We start from the raw sequence: 16,613 nt of genomic DNA, 5'->3' as shown, positions 1-16,613 counted from the left end.
GATCTATGGCGCACCGTCGCTTGCCACCCCGCCCGGCGCGACGAACTCGCGCCACAGCATCACCAGCACCGCCATCGTCGCCGGCCCCACGAACAGGCCGAGCAGACCGAGCGCCTCGACCCCGCCGAGGATACCAAGCAGCACCCACAGGAACGGCAGGCGCGTCGCGCCGCCGATCATCGCCGGGCGGATGAAATGGTCGGCGATGAATACCACGATCACGCCGATCACCACCACCGCGACCGCGCCGCCGACCGAACCGTTGACGAGCAGCAGCAGCGCGGCAACCGCGAACATCACCGGTGCCCCGAACGGGATCATCGCCGCGATCGCCGTTGCCGCGCCGAGCAGCAGCGGATGCGGCACCCCGAGCAGTTCATAAGCCACCGCCATCACCGCGCCGACGCCGATCCCGACCAGCACCAGCCCGTCGATCGTGCCGCGCACCGACAGCATCGCCTGTTGCCCGATCCGCTCGCCGGTCGGGCCGAGCAGCCGGTCGCTCATCGTGCGCAGCTGCGCGACGATCGCATCGCGGTCGCGGATCAGGAAGAACAAAGCGAGCAGCGTGAAGCCGAACACGACGGCCCGGTGCAGCAGGCCGATCCCGATCAGCCGGCTCTGCGTCGACCACAGCACGCCTTGCAGCGCATGCAGCTGCACGCGCGCCGCGTTCGGATCGGCCAGATTGGCCTGCCACCAGGCTGTCGCCTCGCTACTGCCCCAGGGCAGATGCGCCAGCCAGGCCGGGGGCGGCAGGCCATGGTCGCGCGCCGCCGCCATCCAGCCCGCCACGTCCTGCGCCTCGCGCGCCGCCTGCGCCACACCGAACGCGACCGGGACCAGCACGAGCAGCGCGAGCCCGAGCGTAAAGGTCAGCGCGATGAGATTGGGGTGCGGCGTGGCGAAACGCGCTTCGGTCCGCTTGACCAGCGGATCGACCGCCACCGCGATGATCATCGCCCAGATCAGCGCGGGCAGGAACGGCAGCAGCAGCCACAGCGCCAACAGCAGCAAGACCGCGACGAGCGCGCCGCGCGCAATCCGCGTGCGCCGCGCGGCGGGGTCATGATCGGAGGCGGTATCGTTCGGAAAGACCATGACTCACATAACCAGGAACCGGCCGCGCTGCCGAGCGAATTCTACGCGCGCCGTTTCGCATATTTGTCGTCCCATTCGCTTTTCATCAACGCCTTGAAGGCGAGATAATCGGCGTCGGAATTGGGATCGAAATGGCCGACGTCCGACGCGGCGAGATAATCGAAATAGGGCCAGTGCGTCAGGTTGTTGTCGGCGTACATATAGCATTGGATGGTGATGCAGGGCTCGTCCTTGCCCAGATTGGTCAGCTTGTGGACCTGGTTGAGGCGCGGCGAAATCCAGGTGACGTCGCCCTTTGCGAACATGGCGCGGGCGAACGGCTGCTGGTGATGGAGCGACAGCATCGGGTACATGTCGACGGTGATCTCGCCGTGCAGCACCTTGATCACCGCATCGGCGCCGCCGTGATTGTGGATCGGCGAATAATGCCCGACCGGCCAGATCTCCATGACGAAGGGAATGCCGGGTGAATCGCCCTGATTCTGCCCCATGGTGATGCGCAGATAGGTCTTGAGCGGATCGTAGCTGCCAAACTCGCGCGCCTTGTGGTCGAGCGTCTTGCAGCACCAGCCATCGGGGTCGGCGATGCTCGCCTTGACCGCCGCGGCAAAGTCGAACGCCTCGGTCTTTTCGAGCTGGAACGCCTTGCCCGCGACATTGTCGTAGAGGATCTGGCACGTCGCGGTCAGATTGGCCGGCACGGTGACGGCACCATGCGCAATGTCGTCCATCGTCGCCTCGTCGTGCGGGATGACCTTCATCGCCGGCTCGACCACGACCGGGTCGCGCCACACATCGACATTGCCGCTGATCCGCGCCGACACGTCGATGGCGGGCGCCTCGCGCAGCCAGGCATCGGGACCGGGGTCGTCGCTGTCGGGCAGCTTGAGCATCAGCCGGTGCTCGACCAGCGTGCCGCGCAGCCGCATCTCGCCCTTGCCATAGCGCAGATAGCCATTGTGGCTGTCGAGGCTGAACCAATAGACGCAGGCGGGTTCGTCATCGAGCCCGGCCGGGTCGTTGAAGCCGGCATCGGGGCTGGCAGCGCGCTCGCGCCATTCGCCGTCGATCCGCTCGAACAGCCGGACGCCGTCAAAGCCGACATCCCAGCGAAAGGCGCGTGCATCCCAGCGGCTGCTGCGGATCGCCACGCTGAACGCGTCGCGCTCGGCAATGGCGAAGCCGATCGTGCCCTGCCCCTTGACCAGCAGGCGGACCTCGCCGAGCCCGTGCTCCGTCGGGTCGGGAACCGCTGGCACCGCCGCCACGCCACCGGCCTGTGACGGCGTCAGGCTGAGATGCGCCGGCGCACGAACGAATTCCTCTCCGAAATGGGTCATTTCATCCCCCGCTTTTTACTGGCGTTACAATGACATGGCGCGCCGCGGCGTCAACTGGAAACAGCATCGCCCCGCGCCGTCGGAATGCCCGGTTACATCGCTGCCGCAAAGCTTCTAGCGTCCGCGCCGATGGCACGAGACAGACGAGACCGCATATGACCAGCCCGGCACCGCGCCCGCCGATCCCGCGCACCGTCTGGGCGCTGGGCATGGTCAGCCTGTTGATGGACCTGTCGTCCGAATCGATCCACGCGCTGCTGCCCTTGTTCCTGACCGGCACGCTCGGCGCGAGCGTCGCGCTGGTCGGCCTGATCGACGGGGTCGCCGAGGCGACGGCATCGATCAGCAAGATCTTCTCGGGCTATCTCTCCGACCGGCTGGGGCGGCGCAAGATCCTGATCCTGATCGGCTATGGCCTTGGCGCGCTGAGCAAGCCGCTGTTCGCGCTGGCGGGATCGGCGTCGGTGGTGTTCGGCGCGCGCTTTGCCGATCGCATCGGCAAGGGGCTGCGCGGCGCACCGCGCGACGCGCTCGTCGCCGACGTGACGCCGCCGGAAATCCGCGGCCGCGCCTTCGGCCTGCGCCAGGCGCTCGACACGGTCGGTGCCTTTGGCGGACCGCTGATGGCGATCGGGTTGATGGTCGCCTTCGCCAACGACATCAAGGCGGTGTTCTGGGTCGCGGTGATCCCGGCGATGCTGGCGGTGGCGTGCGTGCTGTTCGGCGTCGAGGACGTGCCTGTCGAACCGGGCCCGGTCGCCGCCCGTGTGCCGATCCGCTTCGCCGATCTGAAGCGGCTGCCGCGTGCCTTCTGGGTCGTGACCGGGGTCGGGGTGGTGTTCACGCTGGCGCGGTTCAGCGAGGCGTTCCTGATCCTCAAGGCCAGCGCGGCAGGTCTGCCGCTCACGCTCGCGCCGCTGGTGCTGATCGTCATGAACCTGGTTTATGCGCTCGGCGCCTATCCCGCGGGGAGCTGGTCGGACCGCGTGCCCGCGCCATGGCTGCTGCGTGGCGGGCTGGTCGCGCTGATCTTCGCCGATCTGTCGCTCGGCCTGCTGCCCGGGCTCGGCGGGGCGTTTCTCGGGATCGCCTTGTGGGGCGTGCACATGGCGCTGACCCAGGGGCTGTTCGCCAAGCTGGTCGCCGATCACGCCCCGGCCGAGCTGCGCGGCTCGGCGTTCGGCGCATTCAATCTGGCGACGGGCGTGGCGATGCTGCTCGCCAGCGTCACCGCCGGGCTGGTGTGGCAGCGCTTCGGCGCGAACGCGACCTTTCTGGCGGGCGCGGGCTTTGCAGGCGCGGCGTTGCTGCTCCTCGGCGTCGTCAGGCAGCGACCGCGTGCAGCGGATCGACCAGTGGCTCGATGACCAGCGGCCTACCATCGTCGCGCGCGACGAGCGCGGCGGTGAAGCCGGGCGGGGCCGGCGGCGCGGCGATCGCCCAGCCCTCGCCGCCCGACTGGAGCCGGGCCCGTGCGCCGACCGAGACGTCGAACGCGGCGAGCGGATAGGACAGGCCGAGCCCGAGCGCCTTGACGAAGGCTTCCTTGCGGGTCCAGCAGGCGAAGAAGCCGCGCAACCCGGCCGCCGGCGCCAAGGCCGCCAGCGCGGCGCGCTCGCCGGGGGTGAAAAGCCCCGCGGCGATCGGCCGCCAGTCGAGTTCTTCGTCGAGCCGCTCGAGGTCGCAGCCAACATCGTCGTCGCTGACCGCGAGCATCATGCGGTCGCCGGCATGCGACAGACTGAAGTTCGGGCCGCCCGGCAGGATCGGCTTGCCATAGAGATTCTCGGTGAAGACCAGCGCCTGCGGCGCTACGCCGACAAGCGCCCCGAGCGCGAGACGCAGCCGCGCGCGACGTGCGATGAAGCGGCGCCGGTCGCGCGCGAAGCGATAGCAGGCCGCGCGCGTGCGCTCCCCGGCGTCGACGATCAGCGCCAGCGCGGCGAGCGTCGCGTCATCGACGTCGAGCGCCTCGAAGCGGACCGCGACGCGCGCCACGGGTCAGCCGACCGCGCGCCTCGGCGCCTCGTCGACCAGCGTCGCGTCGAGCGCGTCGCGCAGCAGGTCGGCGAAGTGATCGACATTGGGCGGCTCGAGCATCGTGCGATGCCCGCCACTCACGACATGCGCCGCGAAGCCGCCCTGCGCGACGGCACGCCAGTCCTCGACGAAATCGAGCACGCCGGGATGGTCGGACGGCTGGAACAGGATCATCTCGCCTTCATAAGGCGGCGTGCTGTATTTCATTGCCGCGCGATCGAGCTGGGTGCGCAGCTTGGGCTGCAACACCGCCTCACGCCCGCCACGCAGCGCCGCCGCGTCGGACAGGCCGCGCAGCCGCTGGCGGAAATAGCGCAATCGCTCGCCCCTGGGCTGCGCCATCGACTGGCCGATATGGAACTGGAACTTGCTGAGGAAGAAGCGCACCTCACCGATCGTCCGCGCCTTGCCGGGGTGGAAGGCGTGGACCAGCATCAGCAGCTCGACCTCGTCGCCCGCCGCGCGCATTTCCTGCGCGACGGCGTAAGCGAGGATGCCCGAGGTGCACCAGCCGCCGATGCGGTACGGCCCGACCGGCTGCGCCTCGCGCAGCGTCGCCGCGACCAGCACCGCCGCATCCTCGAGCTTCTTCGGGCAGCCACCGGTCTGTTCGAGGATCGCGTCGACCGAGATGCCGAGGAACGGCTGGTCGTTGCCGAGCCTTTCCGACAGCGGGAGGAAGGTCGACCCGCCATCAAGCCACAGCAGCGGGCGCTGCGTGCCGTGCGGCTGGATCGGCACGATCGGCGAGGCCTTCTCCGCCGCGCGTCCGGTCGCGATCAGCTCGGCCATGTCGGCGAGCCGGGGCGCGCGGAACAGCGCGGCCATCGGCAGGCGGATGTTGTACTCGGCCTGCACGCGGCGCAGCAGCCGCGCGATCAGCAGCGAATGGCCGCCGAGATCGAAGAAATCGTCGTAGCGCGCGACCTGCTCGACCTGCAGCACGGCGCACCAGATCGCGGCGAGCCGCACTTCTTCCGGCGTGGCGGGCGGCTCGGTGTTGCGGCTCGTCGACACCCCGGGCTCGGGCAGCGCATTGCGATCGACCTTGCCATTGGGGGTCAGCGGCAGCGCGTCCATTGCGACGAACTTGGTCGGGATCATATAGTCGGGCAGCGCCGCCGACAGCAGCTCGCGCCAGACATGCGCGTCGCCGGGGCCGACGATATAGCCGGCCAGCGCGCGCTCGCCGCTGGCATCGGGCCACGCCTTGACCGCGGCGCCGCTGACGCCGGGCAGCTTGGCCAGCGCGCCTTCGACTTCCTCGATCGCGACGCGGAAGCCGCGGATTTTCTCTTCATTGTCGGTGCGGCCGAGGCATTCGAGCACGCCATCGGCGCGCCAGCGGCCAAGGTCGCCGGTACGGTATAGCCGCTCGCCGCGATGCTCGACGAAGCGCTCGTCGGTGAGGTCGGGGCGGCCGCGATAGCCGGTGGCGAGCCCGCGCCCGCCGATCAGCAATTCGCCGACCGCGCCGATCGGCAGGTCGTTGCCCGCGCTATCAAGCACGCGCACCACGGTGTTGGCGATCGGATGGCCGATCGGGATCGCGCCGGTGCCTGGCTCGACCCTGGCCACGGTCGACCAGATCGTCGTCTCGGTCGGGCCGTACATGTTCCACACTTCGCCGACGCGCGGCAGCAACTGGTCGGCGAGCGCCCGCGGCAGCTTCTCGCCGCCGCACAGCACGCGCAGCGACGGCGCGCCGCGCCAGCCGGATTCGATCAGCCCGCGCCATGTCGCCGGCGTCGCCTGAAGGACGTGCGGCTGGACGCGCTCGATCAGCGCGATCAGCTCGGCCATGTCGCTCGCCGCCTCGCGCGAAGCGATCGCGACGGTGCCGCCGGAAACGAGCGGCAGCCACAGTTCGAGCTCGGCAATGTCGAACGACAAGGTCGTCACCGCGAGCAGCGTCTCGCCGCGCGCGAAGCCCGGCGCCTGCTGCATCCCCATGAGCAGATTGACCAACGCGGCGTGCGGGATCTCGACCCCCTTGGGCTTGCCGGTCGAGCCCGAGGTGTAGAGCACATAAGCCAGCGATTCAGGGTCGATCGCGGGGCCGGCAAAGGGCGTGTCGGGCCAGTCGCGCGCCAGCGTCAGCAGCGGCGCGGCACCCTCGGGCAGCGCATCGACGGTGTCGGGTTCGACCAGCACCAGCGCGGGCCTGGCATCCTCGGCGATCAGCGCAAGGCGGCTCGGCGGGAAGCCGGGGTCGAGCGGCAGATAGGCGGCGCCGGCCTTGGCGACGCCGAGCATCGCCGCGACCATCCACGGCGAACGGCCGAGCGCGAGCCCGACCAGCGCGCCCGGCGTGACGCCTTCGGCGACGAGCCGCGCGGCGATCGTGTCGGAGGCGGTGGCGAGCCGGGCATAACTCCAGCTCTCATCGTCATGGACGAGCGCGGTGGCGTCGGGCTGCGTCGCGACCTGCGCGGCGAACCAGTCGACGACGCTGCCATGCGGCAGGGCCTGCGCGGTGTCGTTCCATGTCGCGGCAAGCGTCTCGCGCTCGCTTGCATCGAGCATCGGCAGCGCGGCGAGCGGCGTTGCCGGGTCGCCGGCGATGCCTTCGAGCAGGCGCGTCCAGTGGCCGATCATGCGGCGGATCGTCGCCACGTCGAACAGTTCGGTCGAATAGAGGAAACGCCCGGCAAAGCCCTCGGGGCGCTCGTCGAGTTCGAGATAGAGATCGTATTTCGCCGCGCCGACGGTGACGTCCATCTGCGTCAGGTCCCACCCGTCCGGGAAGGGCTCGACCGGCGGTTCGATCGAGAACAATGTGTTAAACAGCGGGTGCGTGCCGGTGCCGCGCTTGATGTCGAGCGCCCGGATCAGCCGGTCGAACGGCACGTCGGTCGCGCCGAGCGCGCCGATCACGCTGGCCTTCACCTCGGCGAGATACTGGCGGAATGGGCGGTCGCCGCTCGGGCGGCTGCGCAGCGCCATGGTGTTGAGGAAATAGCCCATCAGCGGCTGCAGCTCCGGCCGGCGCCGCGTATCGGTGACGCCGCCGACGATGATGTCCTCATCGCCGGTATAGCGGAACAGCATCGCCTTATAGGCGGCGAGCAGCACCATGTAGAGCGTCGCGCCCTCGGCGCGGGCGAGATGCTTCAATTGCTCGATCAGCGCGTCGGGCAGCAGGAACACTTCCATCGAACCAGCATGCGTCGGCAGCGCCGCGCGCGGCCGGTCACCGGCGAGGTCGAGGCGGGGCAGCGGTTCGGCGAGGATCGTGCGCCATGTCTCGACCTGCTTCGCGATCGCGGACGGGTCGGCCTGGTCGAGCTGCCAGGCGGCATAATCGGCATATTGCAGCGTCGGTTCGGGGAGCGGCGACGGTTCGCCCTTTTCGAACGCCGAGACCAACGCGGCGAGTTCGGGCACCAAAGTGCGGTAGATCGAGACGCCGTCGAAGATGATGTGGTGCAGCGTGAGGTAGAGCCGGTGCTCCTCCTCGCCGAGCTTGACGACGCGGGCGCGGAACAGCGGCGCGGTGTCGAACGGGATCGGCGCGCGCGCATCCTCGGTGGCGAGGCGCACCGCCTCGGCATCGCGTTCGTCTTCGGGCAGGTCGCTGATGTCGATCAGCGCCAGCGTGATCGGCATCGGATCGGCGATCGCCTGCTGCAATTCGCCATCGACATCGTGGAAGGCGGTGCGCCAGATCGCATGGCGCCGCACGATTTCGCTCAGCGCCATCTCCAGCGCGTGGTGATCATATTTGCCGAGCCGATGGATCGTGATCGACTCATTGTAAAGCGGCATGTCCGGCGCCATCTGCGCGTGCAGCCACAACTGGCTCTGCTCGGCGGTCAGCGGCACGGTGTGCGCGGGGTCGCGCGGCGGGATCGGCGCCGGTGCCGCGACGGCGGCGCCCGTGCCGGCATCGCCGCTGAGCATTTTTTCGAGCAGCGCGCGGCGCGCGGCGGCAACGTCGATCTTGGTCTGGATGGTCATGCGAAGGTCACCGGCAAGGATTTGAGGCCGCGCAGGCCGAGATTCTCGCGCCAGCTGAGCTTGCCCTCGCCGAGCGCGAGCTCGGGCAGGCGGCGCAGCAGCGTGGTGAAGGCGATGCGCCCCTCCATCCGCGCGAGCGGCGCGCCGAAGCAGAAATGCGCCGCCCAGCCAAAGGCGAGGTGGCGATTGTCGGTACGGCGCAGGTCGAGCGTGTCGGGGTCGGCGAAACGACGCGGGTCGCGATTGCCCGCGGCCATCACCGCCATCACCGCATCGCCCTTCTTGATCAGCTTGCCGCCCATGATGGTGTCCTCGCGGCAGATGCGGCCGGTATGCTGGCTCGGCGTCTCGAAGCGCAGCAGTTCCTCGATCGCGCTTTCGGCGATCTCGGGGTTGTCGCGCAGCTCGGCGAGCTTGTCGGGCTGGCGCAGCAGCGTGAGCAAGCCGTTGCCGATCAGGTTGGTGGTGGTCTCCTGGCCCCCCACCATCGTCACGATGGTGTTGGCGATGACCTCTTCCTCGCTCAACCGGTTGCCGTCGATCTCGGCCTCGACCAGCGAGCGGATCAGGCCCTCGGGCAGCGGCCGCTCCTCCTCGCGCACCGCGCGGCGGAAATAGCCGGTCATGTCGGCGACGCTCTTGAGCACGCGGTCGATGCGTTCGGGGTTGTGCTGGAAGTTGCCGAGCATCTCGGCAAAGTCAGCCGACCACGCCTTAAGCTGCGCATGATCCTCGGCCGGCACGCCGAGCAGATGCGCGGTGACGATCGCCGGGAAAGGCGCGGCGAAATCCGCCACCACGTCCATGCGCTTGTTGGCGATCACCTTGTCGATCAGCTCATTGGCGATCGTCTCGATGCGGCCTTCGAGCAGCTCGACGCGGCGCGGGGTGAAGGCGGTCGAGCAGAGCTTGCGCAGCCGCGTATGGTCGGGCGCGTCGAGGAACAGCATCTGCTTGACCATCACCTCGGCGATCGGCTCGATATGGCCGAGCCCGAGCGCGCGCATCGCCTCGGGCGAGGGCGTGCGATCGGCCGAGAAGCTGTGCAGCACCTGGTGGACATCGGCATAGCGCGTCACCACCCAGCAGTGCAGGAACTGGTCCCAGTGCACCGGGTCCTCCTCGCACAGCCGCGCATAGAGCGGGTACGGATCGGCGAGCACGGCCGGATCGAGCAGCCGGTAAAGGCTGAGCGTCGGGTCCGACTTGGGCTGGGTGGCCATCACGTTCATGCCGACATCCGCGCGATGTCTTCGTCGCTGAGCCCGTCGAGCATCTCTATCACGAGACCCTCGATGATCGTCGCCAGCGTGGCGACGGTGCGGCCTTCGAACAGGTGGAACAGCGTCAGCTCGACCCCGAAGGCGTCGCGCGCGCGCACCACGACCTGCGTGCCGAGCAGCGAATGGCCGCCGATGAGGAAGAAATCGTCGTCGACGCCGATGTCGCTGCGCCCGATCACGTCGCTGACGATTTCGAGCAGGCGGCGCTCGGTCGCGCTTGCGGGGGCGCGACCGGCGGGCGATTCGGGCAGCGCGTGCGTCGCCGGGTCGGGCAAGGCCCCGACGTCGACCTTGCCATTGGCGTTGAGCGGCAGCGCGGTCAGCGCGACGAAGCGCGACGGCAGCATGTAATCGGGCAACGTCTCGGCGAGCGGGCCGCGCAGCGCGACGACCGCCGGGGTCGAACCCTCGGCCGGCACGACATAGGCGACGAGTTCGCCACCCTGCGCGACGACCGCGCTCGCCACAACCTCGGGCAGGCGGTTGAGCGCGGCGGCGATTTCCGCCGGTTCGATGCGGTGGCCGCGGATCTTGACCTGGCCGTCGACGCGGCCGCGAAAGGCGAGCTCGCCGTTCGGCAGCCACGCGCCGAGATCGCCGGTGCGGTAGAGCAGGCCGTGATCGGGGTGCGTCAGGAACTTGGTCGCGGTCAGCGCCGGATCGCCGCGATAACCGCGCGCGAGCTGCGCGCCGCCGATGAAGATTTCGGCCTCCTCGCCGTACGGCACGGGCTCGCCCTCGCCATCGAACAGATAGACCTGCGTTCCCGCGATCGGCTTGCCGATCGACGGCAGCCCCTCACCATGGGGCGAGACGATGCCGGAGGTAGCGACGACGGTCGATTCGGTCGGGCCGTAATTGTTGACGAAGACGAACGGCAGGCCGGGCGCGGGGCGCACGGTGAGCTTGTCGGCGCCGGTGAGCAGCACGCGCAGCCGGGCATCGGCCGGCCAGGCCATCGCCACCAGCGGCTCGGCCAATGCGGTCGGCGCGAAGGCGACCTCGATCCGTTCGGCGAGCAGCCAGTCGTGCAGCGCATGGGCGTCGCGGCGGACATGCTCGTCGGCGAGCACGAGCGTGCCGCCGGCGGCGAGCGTCGGCCATACTTCCCATGCCGCGGCGTCGAAGCCGAGCCCGGCGAGATGGCTGGTGCGCGTGCCCGTAACGACGCCGAACGCGTCATTGTGCCACGCGACCAGCGCGGCGAGATTGGCATGGGTCACCTCGACCGCCTTGGGCGCGCCGGTCGAGCCCGAGGTGTAGATGACATAGGCCAGCGCGGCCGGGTCGCGCGGTTCGGCGTCGAGCGGCGGGAAACCCGCCCCCGCCGCCGGCGAGACGAGCGCGGCGCTGCCGGCGATCGCGGTGCCGAGATCGGGCGTGGCGATCAGCGCGGTGCAGCCGGCGCCGGCGACGAACGCCGCGCGGCGGGCCTCGGGCCAGGCCGGATCGAGCGGGAGATAAGCCGCCCCGGCGCGCCACACCGCGCACATCGCGACGATCTGGTCGATCGAGCGCGGCAGGCAGATCGCGACGACATCGCCCGCGCCGACGCCGTGCGTGCGCAGCGCCGCGGCGAGCGTGCCGGTGCGCGCGGCAAGGTCGTCATAGCTCAGCGTGGCCGTGGCGTCGGCGACGGCGATGGATCCGCCGTTGGAAGTTCCCGCGGGAAAGGCATGCATAAGGTTAGGCCCCGTCATTTGTCGCGGGCACCTAAGCAGAAAGGAGTGAGATTTTGTTTAACGCGCGGCCGGCCCGCAGCTGACTCAGGTTAAGAATTCCGCATCATTGCCGAAACTTCCCGGATCAGAATTGGCAAAGGCCGGCGCCTCGCGCAGCATTTCGACAAAAGCGTGCAACGCCGGGCCGACCTGGCGGCGCGCAGGATAATAAAGATAGTGCGCCGGGATCACCGGGCACCAATCGGCGAGCAGATCGACCAGGCTACCGGCGGCGAGATCGGCGGCGACCTGCGGCTCGGAAAAGACCGCGACGCCCAGCCCGCTGCGCGCCGCGGCGAGGATCAGCTCGGCATCGTTGCTGACCAGGGCCGGCGGCGGATCGAGCGTCAACGCCTGCCCGTCGCGGTCGAAGCGCCAGCGCTGCAGCGCGCCCGAGGCGGCGATGCGATAGACGAGGCAGCGATGCGCCAGCAGGTCCTGCGGGCTCGCGGGTTCGCCGGCGCGCGCGAGATAATCGGGCGCGGCGGCGACCACCATGCGTTGCGGCTCGCCGATTCGCACCGCGACCATCTTGGCGTCGAGGACGTCGTAGCGCACGCCGGCATCGAAACCGCCGGCGACGATATCGACCGGCCCATCGACGATCGACAGCTCGACCTGCACGTCGGGGCAAGTGGCGGCGAAGGCGGCGAGGCGCGGCTGGATGACATGGATCGCCGCGGTGCGGTTGGCGGCGATGCGCAGCCGCCCGGCCGGCGTCGCGCGCCCGGCCTCGATCCGGTCGAGCGCGGCGTCGAGGCTGGCGATTGCCGGGCGGAGCTGTTCGAGCAATTGTTCGCCGGCGCGGGTCGGGGCGATGCGGCGCGTGGTGCGCTCGAGCAGCTTGACGCCGAGCCGTGTCTCGAGTGCGCGCAGCGCGTGGCTGAGCGCCGAGGTCGAGACGCCGAGCTGTTCGGCGGCGCGGGTAAAGCTCCCCGCATCGGCGATCGCCGCGAAGGTCGCGAGGTCGGTCCAGGTCTCGCGCCGCATTGTCGAACCGCCGTCACCAGATCATGTCGCGCACATGGCTAGCGGCAAGCGGGCCGCAGGTCCATCGCCTGCGCGCCGGCGAAATCTCGACGCAAAAAATCGGGCGCCGGCCCTTGGGGGAGAACGGCGCCCGAGGCAACGCGGCTGGAGAGTAGGGTGGTTACCGCGCTTGGGAATCGTCGCGATGCCGCACGGCATCCTCGATGCAGACATAGATCATCACCGCCGAGAAGACGGACATCGACACGATCACCATGTCGACGAAATATTGCGAAACCAAAGCGCCCATGTCGAAGCTCCTCGCTGGCTGTTGCGACGGCTATCGACGGGGCGGGGCGGCGGCGCCTTGACGATTGTCAAAGCGCGGCGGGTTTTCGCGCGCCGCATAAAAGAGACGCTTGGGATCGCAGCGAAACCGGCATAACGGCGATGCCGACCGGCGTCGCCCGCGCCGCCGCCCGATGACAGGAGACCTTCGCCATGCTCGCCAGCTTGCTGATCGCCGTCGCGCTGCAGAGCGCGCCCCCCGCCGCTGCCCCGGCGCGCGCCGCGCCGGTCTGCACCGCGGAGGCGCCACCGCCGGCCGGGCTCGAAGCATGGAAGCGGATCACCGCGGCCACCACCGGACCGATCGCGATCGGCGCGCGGACGGGCGTGAAGCTGGCACCCGCCGCGACAACGCGCTTCGCCCTGGCACCGGAGCGCAAGCCCGCCGAGGGCAGCCTGGCCGGCGTCTTCCATGTCGCGGTGGCGACGCCGGGCACCTATCGCATCGCGCTCGATGGCGCTGCCTGGATCGACTTGCTGCGCGGCGGCAGCGCGCTCAAGCCGGTCGCGCACACCGAAGGGCCGGCCTGTTCGGGGATCCGCAAGATCGTCGACTTCGCGCTGATGCCGGGCGACTATGTCGTGCAACTTTCCAACGCGCGCGCGGCGGCGATGACAGTGCTGATCGTGCCGGCGCGCTGAGCCGGGTCGATCGCGGGAACAGGGCAAAAACCTCCCCTGCCCGCATCGTTTTTGGCGCGATTTACAGGCTGTTTTACAGTCGCTTGCGCCACCGCTCCCCTGCTACGAAAAAGCAGGGGAGAAAGGTGCGCGGAGCAGGGTAGCGCCTCCTGCCGGCAGGGGGCGTTGTCGGGCTGATCGACGATGCGAAAGAGCGGTCTGCGCCGCGAGGGCGCGCGGATCGGTGGCAGGGTTAGCGCGGTGGTGGCGCGGTTGAATCATTGCGGCGCCGGCGCGACGGAAGGTCCCGTATAATATTCTCGCTCTTTGCCAAAGTATCATCGGGCATTTTTATTTAACCCCCCTTCAGTAAAATACCCCTTTTGGAGAGCTACGTGTGCGTCCTTGCGATTATAGGCGCGCGATCGTTTTATTTGATGGCGACAATAGCGGCGCGGAAAAACGCGCGATCGCCAACATCGCTTTATTCACCGTCGGGCTGTTGCGCGTGCGGCGGTGACTTGGCGCGTTTTGGTTTCCCTCATATCTTTTCTCCGTAATGTTTGACGGCAGCGGGATGGTGGGGGTGGGAAATCCATCATTCCGGCTCCCGTCGCGCCGGGGCATGGCGCGCGCTGGGACGAGCCTAGCCCGGCCGGCGGCACACTTGAATCGGGGCGCGCGACGGGGCCGGGAGGTGACGGCGCCAGCGACGGCGCTTTCAGACCTGCACCCTCTCGACCGATCCGACGCCGCCACGTAAGGCATTATCACGGCAGCGAAAGGGATCGATCCGTGGGGGCATGGGGCGCACTTATCATGAGTTTCTTCGGCGCGGTGTTCGCGTCGCTGACCTTATATTGGCAGTGGCACCTGACCTGCATCGCGCTGGCCGTGCCGTTCCTGGGCTTCGCGCTGATCGGCCTCGCCGCAGGCTATGTCATCCGCACGCCCGGTGAGGGCATCAGGCCGACGCCAAGGGAAGAACGGGCGATCATGTGGAGCACCATCGGCGAGGGGATCGGCCTGTTCCTCGCGTCCAACATCGTCATCAACCTGCACCGGCCCGACCTGCTGCTGCCGGCGATGGCGCTGGTCGTCGGGCTGCATTTCCTGCCGATCGCCTATGCCGCCGCCTTTCGCCCCTTCTATGTGCTGGGCACCACGTTGATCGTCGCGGCGGTCGCCGGCTTCGTCGCCGGCGCCCCGACCGGCGGGGCGCTGGCGGGCTTCATGGCGGCGGGTGCGCTGTGGCTCGCGGCCGGCATGGCGGTGCGCCGTGACTGGCTGGCCAGGCGAAGCGCCGTCGGCGGCGGCTGAGCGGGTTCGCTATCGACCTTGTCGGGCAAGCCGGTCGGGAACGGAGAGCTGCCGGGCAGGAAGCGCCCCAGTAGCCGCCGTTCCGGTCCGACTTCATCCGCATCGTAACCGGTCGTTCATGCGCGCGCTGCAAGCTATTGTCTCACTTCGACTGGACGCACGATGCGCAATCTATTTCGATTCGGAGCCGCCGGGCTGGCGATCGCGCTCATGCCCTCTGCCGCCGTCACTGCACCGCCACAATCAACATGCGGTATCGCTGGCCAAGACTTGACGCCGGTCGGGGACGGTCCCTTGGTTCTTGCAGCAATTCACTGTCTTGAGCTTTCTCACGGCATCTCTGGAGGTGCGTCGCCACCAGCACCGTCGCCGGATCGGAAGGCCTTCTTTATGTTCGACGTGAGCAGTGGCCTGTGGCTGGGCGAAACACGTTCCGAGCCCACGTTGCGTAACGTTGAGGCCGATGTCACGGCGTTGAACGCGCTTGAATACGACCCGCCATTCACATGGTCCGATCGTGGATATTACGTCCTCGGAGTGCGCCAGAAGAAAATGAAACCGAGAGGCGGTTGGGCACTCGGCCCGCTAAGGCCGTTTCTCGTCTCGATGAACGGGGAGTTCCAAACGCTGCCAGCGCTGGTGAGCCCTGCGGGCCCCCTGGATGAGGTTCATTGGGTAGGGAATGCTGGCCTCGCCATCGTATTGTTCGGTACAAAGGGAAGCTATTATCGCCCCGAGCACCGCGATCCGCTTCCGACGATTGCCTTGGTTGATGCGCGCGCAGGGCGGATAATCCAGTCGATTCCGCTCGCCGACTTGACCCCCAACCCCTCGGTGAGGAGCATCAATCAGGTCGCGTGGCGGATTGATCGACGCGGTCGCGTCGAAGCCCTTATCACCCTCGCGCCTGATCTTTGGATATCGTGGGAGCAGGGGAAAACGCCACACAGAATGCCGATCGATGTCAAGCCGTGGCGCACTCCATATGCGCTTAGTCCGGATGGCCGGTCGGTCTTGATGATGCGAGGTCTGAGTGCCACGGGCATAATCTGCGAACATAATGCGAAATGCCCGCCACCAACCCCCAGCACTGGCGTCGTCGCTGAACTTCGAGATATCCGTAGCGGGAGGGTGATCTGGTCGGTGACTGGAACAGCGCCGACCTTCTCGAATGATGGCATGCCTGCGATTAGCCCGAACGGTCGCTATGCGTTGATTTCCATGCCGCGAAGCTATGAGGGCGAAACCGCTGCCCTCATTGAAATGGCATCAGGCAAAATTCTGCAAAAGATACCTTCTTCCGGCGCCTTCCATAGTAGGTTTGGCTTCTCCTCGAACACTAGGCTTGCATGGATCAGCGGGTACTCCCGCCTCGCAGAATACCGAATCAGCCAATGATGCTAGTGCAATTGGTGGCGATCGAAGGGCGACCAGCGCCCGAACGGCCCAGTCAGTCGCCTAACCACCAGGTCGAGCCGTTCCCGGCCAGTCGCTCGACACGATCCGCCTGAAAGCCGAGCGGAAGGTAGCAGGGCGAAAAGCCGCCCGGCGGCAAGCGCCCCAGTTGCCGCCATTACCGGAACATGGTGTAGCCTCCGCATGACCACTCGTGCCAACCTATGCGACGACGATCCGGAGCGCTTCAAGGAGCGGCGAGGGAAGCTGGTGAAGCATAAGCCGGTGCCGGAGAAGCCGGAGTGATTCCTTGCGACAACTGCAGCGCTGGAAGATCATCGCACCCCTACCCCGGACCCAAAGGCATGGCAGCATTAGATCAGATCGCAGTGATTGCGGATGGTCCCGCGTTCCTGAAACGCTGCCGCTATTGCGGAACGCTATGGGAAGAGAACCTCCGGAGCATTTGGATAGTCACCCCGGATGAAGCCAAGACAGCGTTCCCAGACGCCCCG

At 68.1% G+C, this 16,613-nt stretch carries 12 protein-coding genes; 4 read left to right on the top strand and 8 right to left on the bottom strand.

The genetic code is table 11. The features are described 5' to 3' along the window. Window positions 1-3: 3 nt before the first annotated feature. Both U1839_RS01890 and U1839_RS01885 read right to left on the bottom strand, forming a co-directional pair. The gene (locus U1839_RS01890) at window positions 4-1,101 is read right to left on the bottom strand and encodes an AI-2E family transporter (RefSeq protein WP_332801977.1); all 1,098 of its coding nucleotides are present in this window, start codon (window positions 1,099-1,101) and stop codon (window positions 4-6) included. A gap of 41 nt (window positions 1,102-1,142) precedes the next feature. Then, a complete protein-coding gene (locus U1839_RS01885; RefSeq protein WP_332801976.1) occupies window positions 1,143-2,441 on the bottom strand; it encodes a cysteine dioxygenase in 1,299 nt (432 codons plus the stop codon). 155 nt (window positions 2,442-2,596) lie between these two features. Between U1839_RS01885 and U1839_RS01880 the strand changes: the two genes are divergently transcribed. Continuing rightward, window positions 2,597-3,808: an MFS transporter gene (locus tag U1839_RS01880; RefSeq protein ID WP_332801975.1), complete on the top strand. Its 1,212-nt coding sequence runs from the start codon at window positions 2,597-2,599 to the stop codon at window positions 3,806-3,808. Here U1839_RS01880 and U1839_RS01875 read toward each other — a convergent pair. The 6 genes from U1839_RS01875 to U1839_RS01850 form a co-directional block, all read right to left on the bottom strand. Then, a complete protein-coding gene (locus tag U1839_RS01875; RefSeq protein WP_332801974.1) occupies window positions 3,765-4,439 on the bottom strand; it encodes a 4'-phosphopantetheinyl transferase family protein in 675 nt (224 codons plus the stop codon). The genes U1839_RS01880 and U1839_RS01875 overlap by 44 nt on opposite strands. A 3-nt stretch (window positions 4,440-4,442) precedes the next feature. Beyond that, window positions 4,443-8,441 (bottom strand): non-ribosomal peptide synthetase, encoded by a 3,999-nt coding sequence (locus U1839_RS01870; protein ID WP_332801973.1) that lies wholly within the window; start codon window positions 8,439-8,441, stop codon window positions 4,443-4,445. Continuing rightward, window positions 8,438-9,673: a cytochrome P450 gene (locus tag U1839_RS01865; protein ID WP_332801972.1), complete on the bottom strand. Its 1,236-nt coding sequence runs from the start codon at window positions 9,671-9,673 to the stop codon at window positions 8,438-8,440. The genes U1839_RS01870 and U1839_RS01865 overlap by 4 nt, the downstream gene beginning before the upstream one ends. Further along, complete coding sequence (locus tag U1839_RS01860) at window positions 9,670-11,406, bottom strand: non-ribosomal peptide synthetase (protein ID WP_332801971.1); 1,737 nt, start codon at window positions 11,404-11,406, stop codon at window positions 9,670-9,672. The genes U1839_RS01865 and U1839_RS01860 overlap by 4 nt, the downstream gene beginning before the upstream one ends. Window positions 11,407-11,490: 84 nt before the next feature. Further along, on the bottom strand, window positions 11,491-12,435 hold the full coding sequence (locus tag U1839_RS01855; RefSeq protein WP_332801970.1) for a LysR family transcriptional regulator: 945 nt from the start codon (window positions 12,433-12,435) through the stop codon (window positions 11,491-11,493). Window positions 12,436-12,595: 160 nt separating this feature from the next. Continuing rightward, on the bottom strand, window positions 12,596-12,724 hold the full coding sequence (locus U1839_RS01850) for a hypothetical protein (protein WP_332801969.1): 129 nt from the start codon (window positions 12,722-12,724) through the stop codon (window positions 12,596-12,598). Window positions 12,725-12,915: 191 nt separating this feature from the next. On the opposite strand from U1839_RS01850, the gene U1839_RS01845 reads away from it, so the two are divergent. From U1839_RS01845 to U1839_RS01835, 3 genes are all read left to right on the top strand, one after another. Beyond that, window positions 12,916-13,404: a hypothetical protein gene (locus U1839_RS01845; RefSeq protein WP_332801968.1), complete on the top strand. Its 489-nt coding sequence runs from the start codon at window positions 12,916-12,918 to the stop codon at window positions 13,402-13,404. A 798-nt stretch (window positions 13,405-14,202) separates the two neighbouring features. Continuing rightward, on the top strand, window positions 14,203-14,703 hold the full coding sequence (locus U1839_RS01840) for a hypothetical protein (RefSeq protein WP_332801967.1): 501 nt from the start codon (window positions 14,203-14,205) through the stop codon (window positions 14,701-14,703). Between the two features lie 162 nt (window positions 14,704-14,865). Then, on the top strand, window positions 14,866-16,101 hold the full coding sequence (locus U1839_RS01835; protein WP_332801966.1) for a hypothetical protein: 1,236 nt from the start codon (window positions 14,866-14,868) through the stop codon (window positions 16,099-16,101). Window positions 16,102-16,613: the final 512 nt, after the last annotated feature.

The organism is Parasphingomonas halimpatiens (assembly GCF_036663795.1).
Classification (GTDB): Bacteria; Pseudomonadota; Alphaproteobacteria; order Sphingomonadales; family Sphingomonadaceae; genus Sphingomonas.
This window is presented reverse-complemented; position numbering and strand designations above follow the sequence as displayed.

Coding starts and splice junctions, on each gene's coding strand:
- U1839_RS01890 (WP_332801977.1), bottom strand. CDS start 1,101: ATGGTCTTTCCGAACGATACCGCCTCCGATCATGACCCCGCCGCGCGG.
- U1839_RS01885 (WP_332801976.1), bottom strand. CDS start 2,441: ATGACCCATTTCGGAGAGGAATTCGTTCGTGCGCCGGCGCATCTCAGC.
- U1839_RS01880 (WP_332801975.1), top strand. CDS start 2,597: ATGACCAGCCCGGCACCGCGCCCGCCGATCCCGCGCACCGTCTGGGCG.
- U1839_RS01870 (WP_332801973.1), bottom strand. CDS start 8,441: ATGACCATCCAGACCAAGATCGACGTTGCCGCCGCGCGCCGCGCGCTG.
- U1839_RS01865 (WP_332801972.1), bottom strand. CDS start 9,673: ATGAACGTGATGGCCACCCAGCCCAAGTCGGACCCGACGCTCAGCCTT.
- U1839_RS01860 (WP_332801971.1), bottom strand. CDS start 11,406: ATGCATGCCTTTCCCGCGGGAACTTCCAACGGCGGATCCATCGCCGTC.
- U1839_RS01855 (WP_332801970.1), bottom strand. CDS start 12,435: ATGCGGCGCGAGACCTGGACCGACCTCGCGACCTTCGCGGCGATCGCC.
- U1839_RS01850 (WP_332801969.1), bottom strand. CDS start 12,724: ATGGGCGCTTTGGTTTCGCAATATTTCGTCGACATGGTGATCGTGTCG.
- U1839_RS01845 (WP_332801968.1), top strand. CDS start 12,916: ATGCTCGCCAGCTTGCTGATCGCCGTCGCGCTGCAGAGCGCGCCCCCC.
- U1839_RS01840 (WP_332801967.1), top strand. CDS start 14,203: ATGAGTTTCTTCGGCGCGGTGTTCGCGTCGCTGACCTTATATTGGCAG.
- U1839_RS01835 (WP_332801966.1), top strand. CDS start 14,866: ATGCGCAATCTATTTCGATTCGGAGCCGCCGGGCTGGCGATCGCGCTC.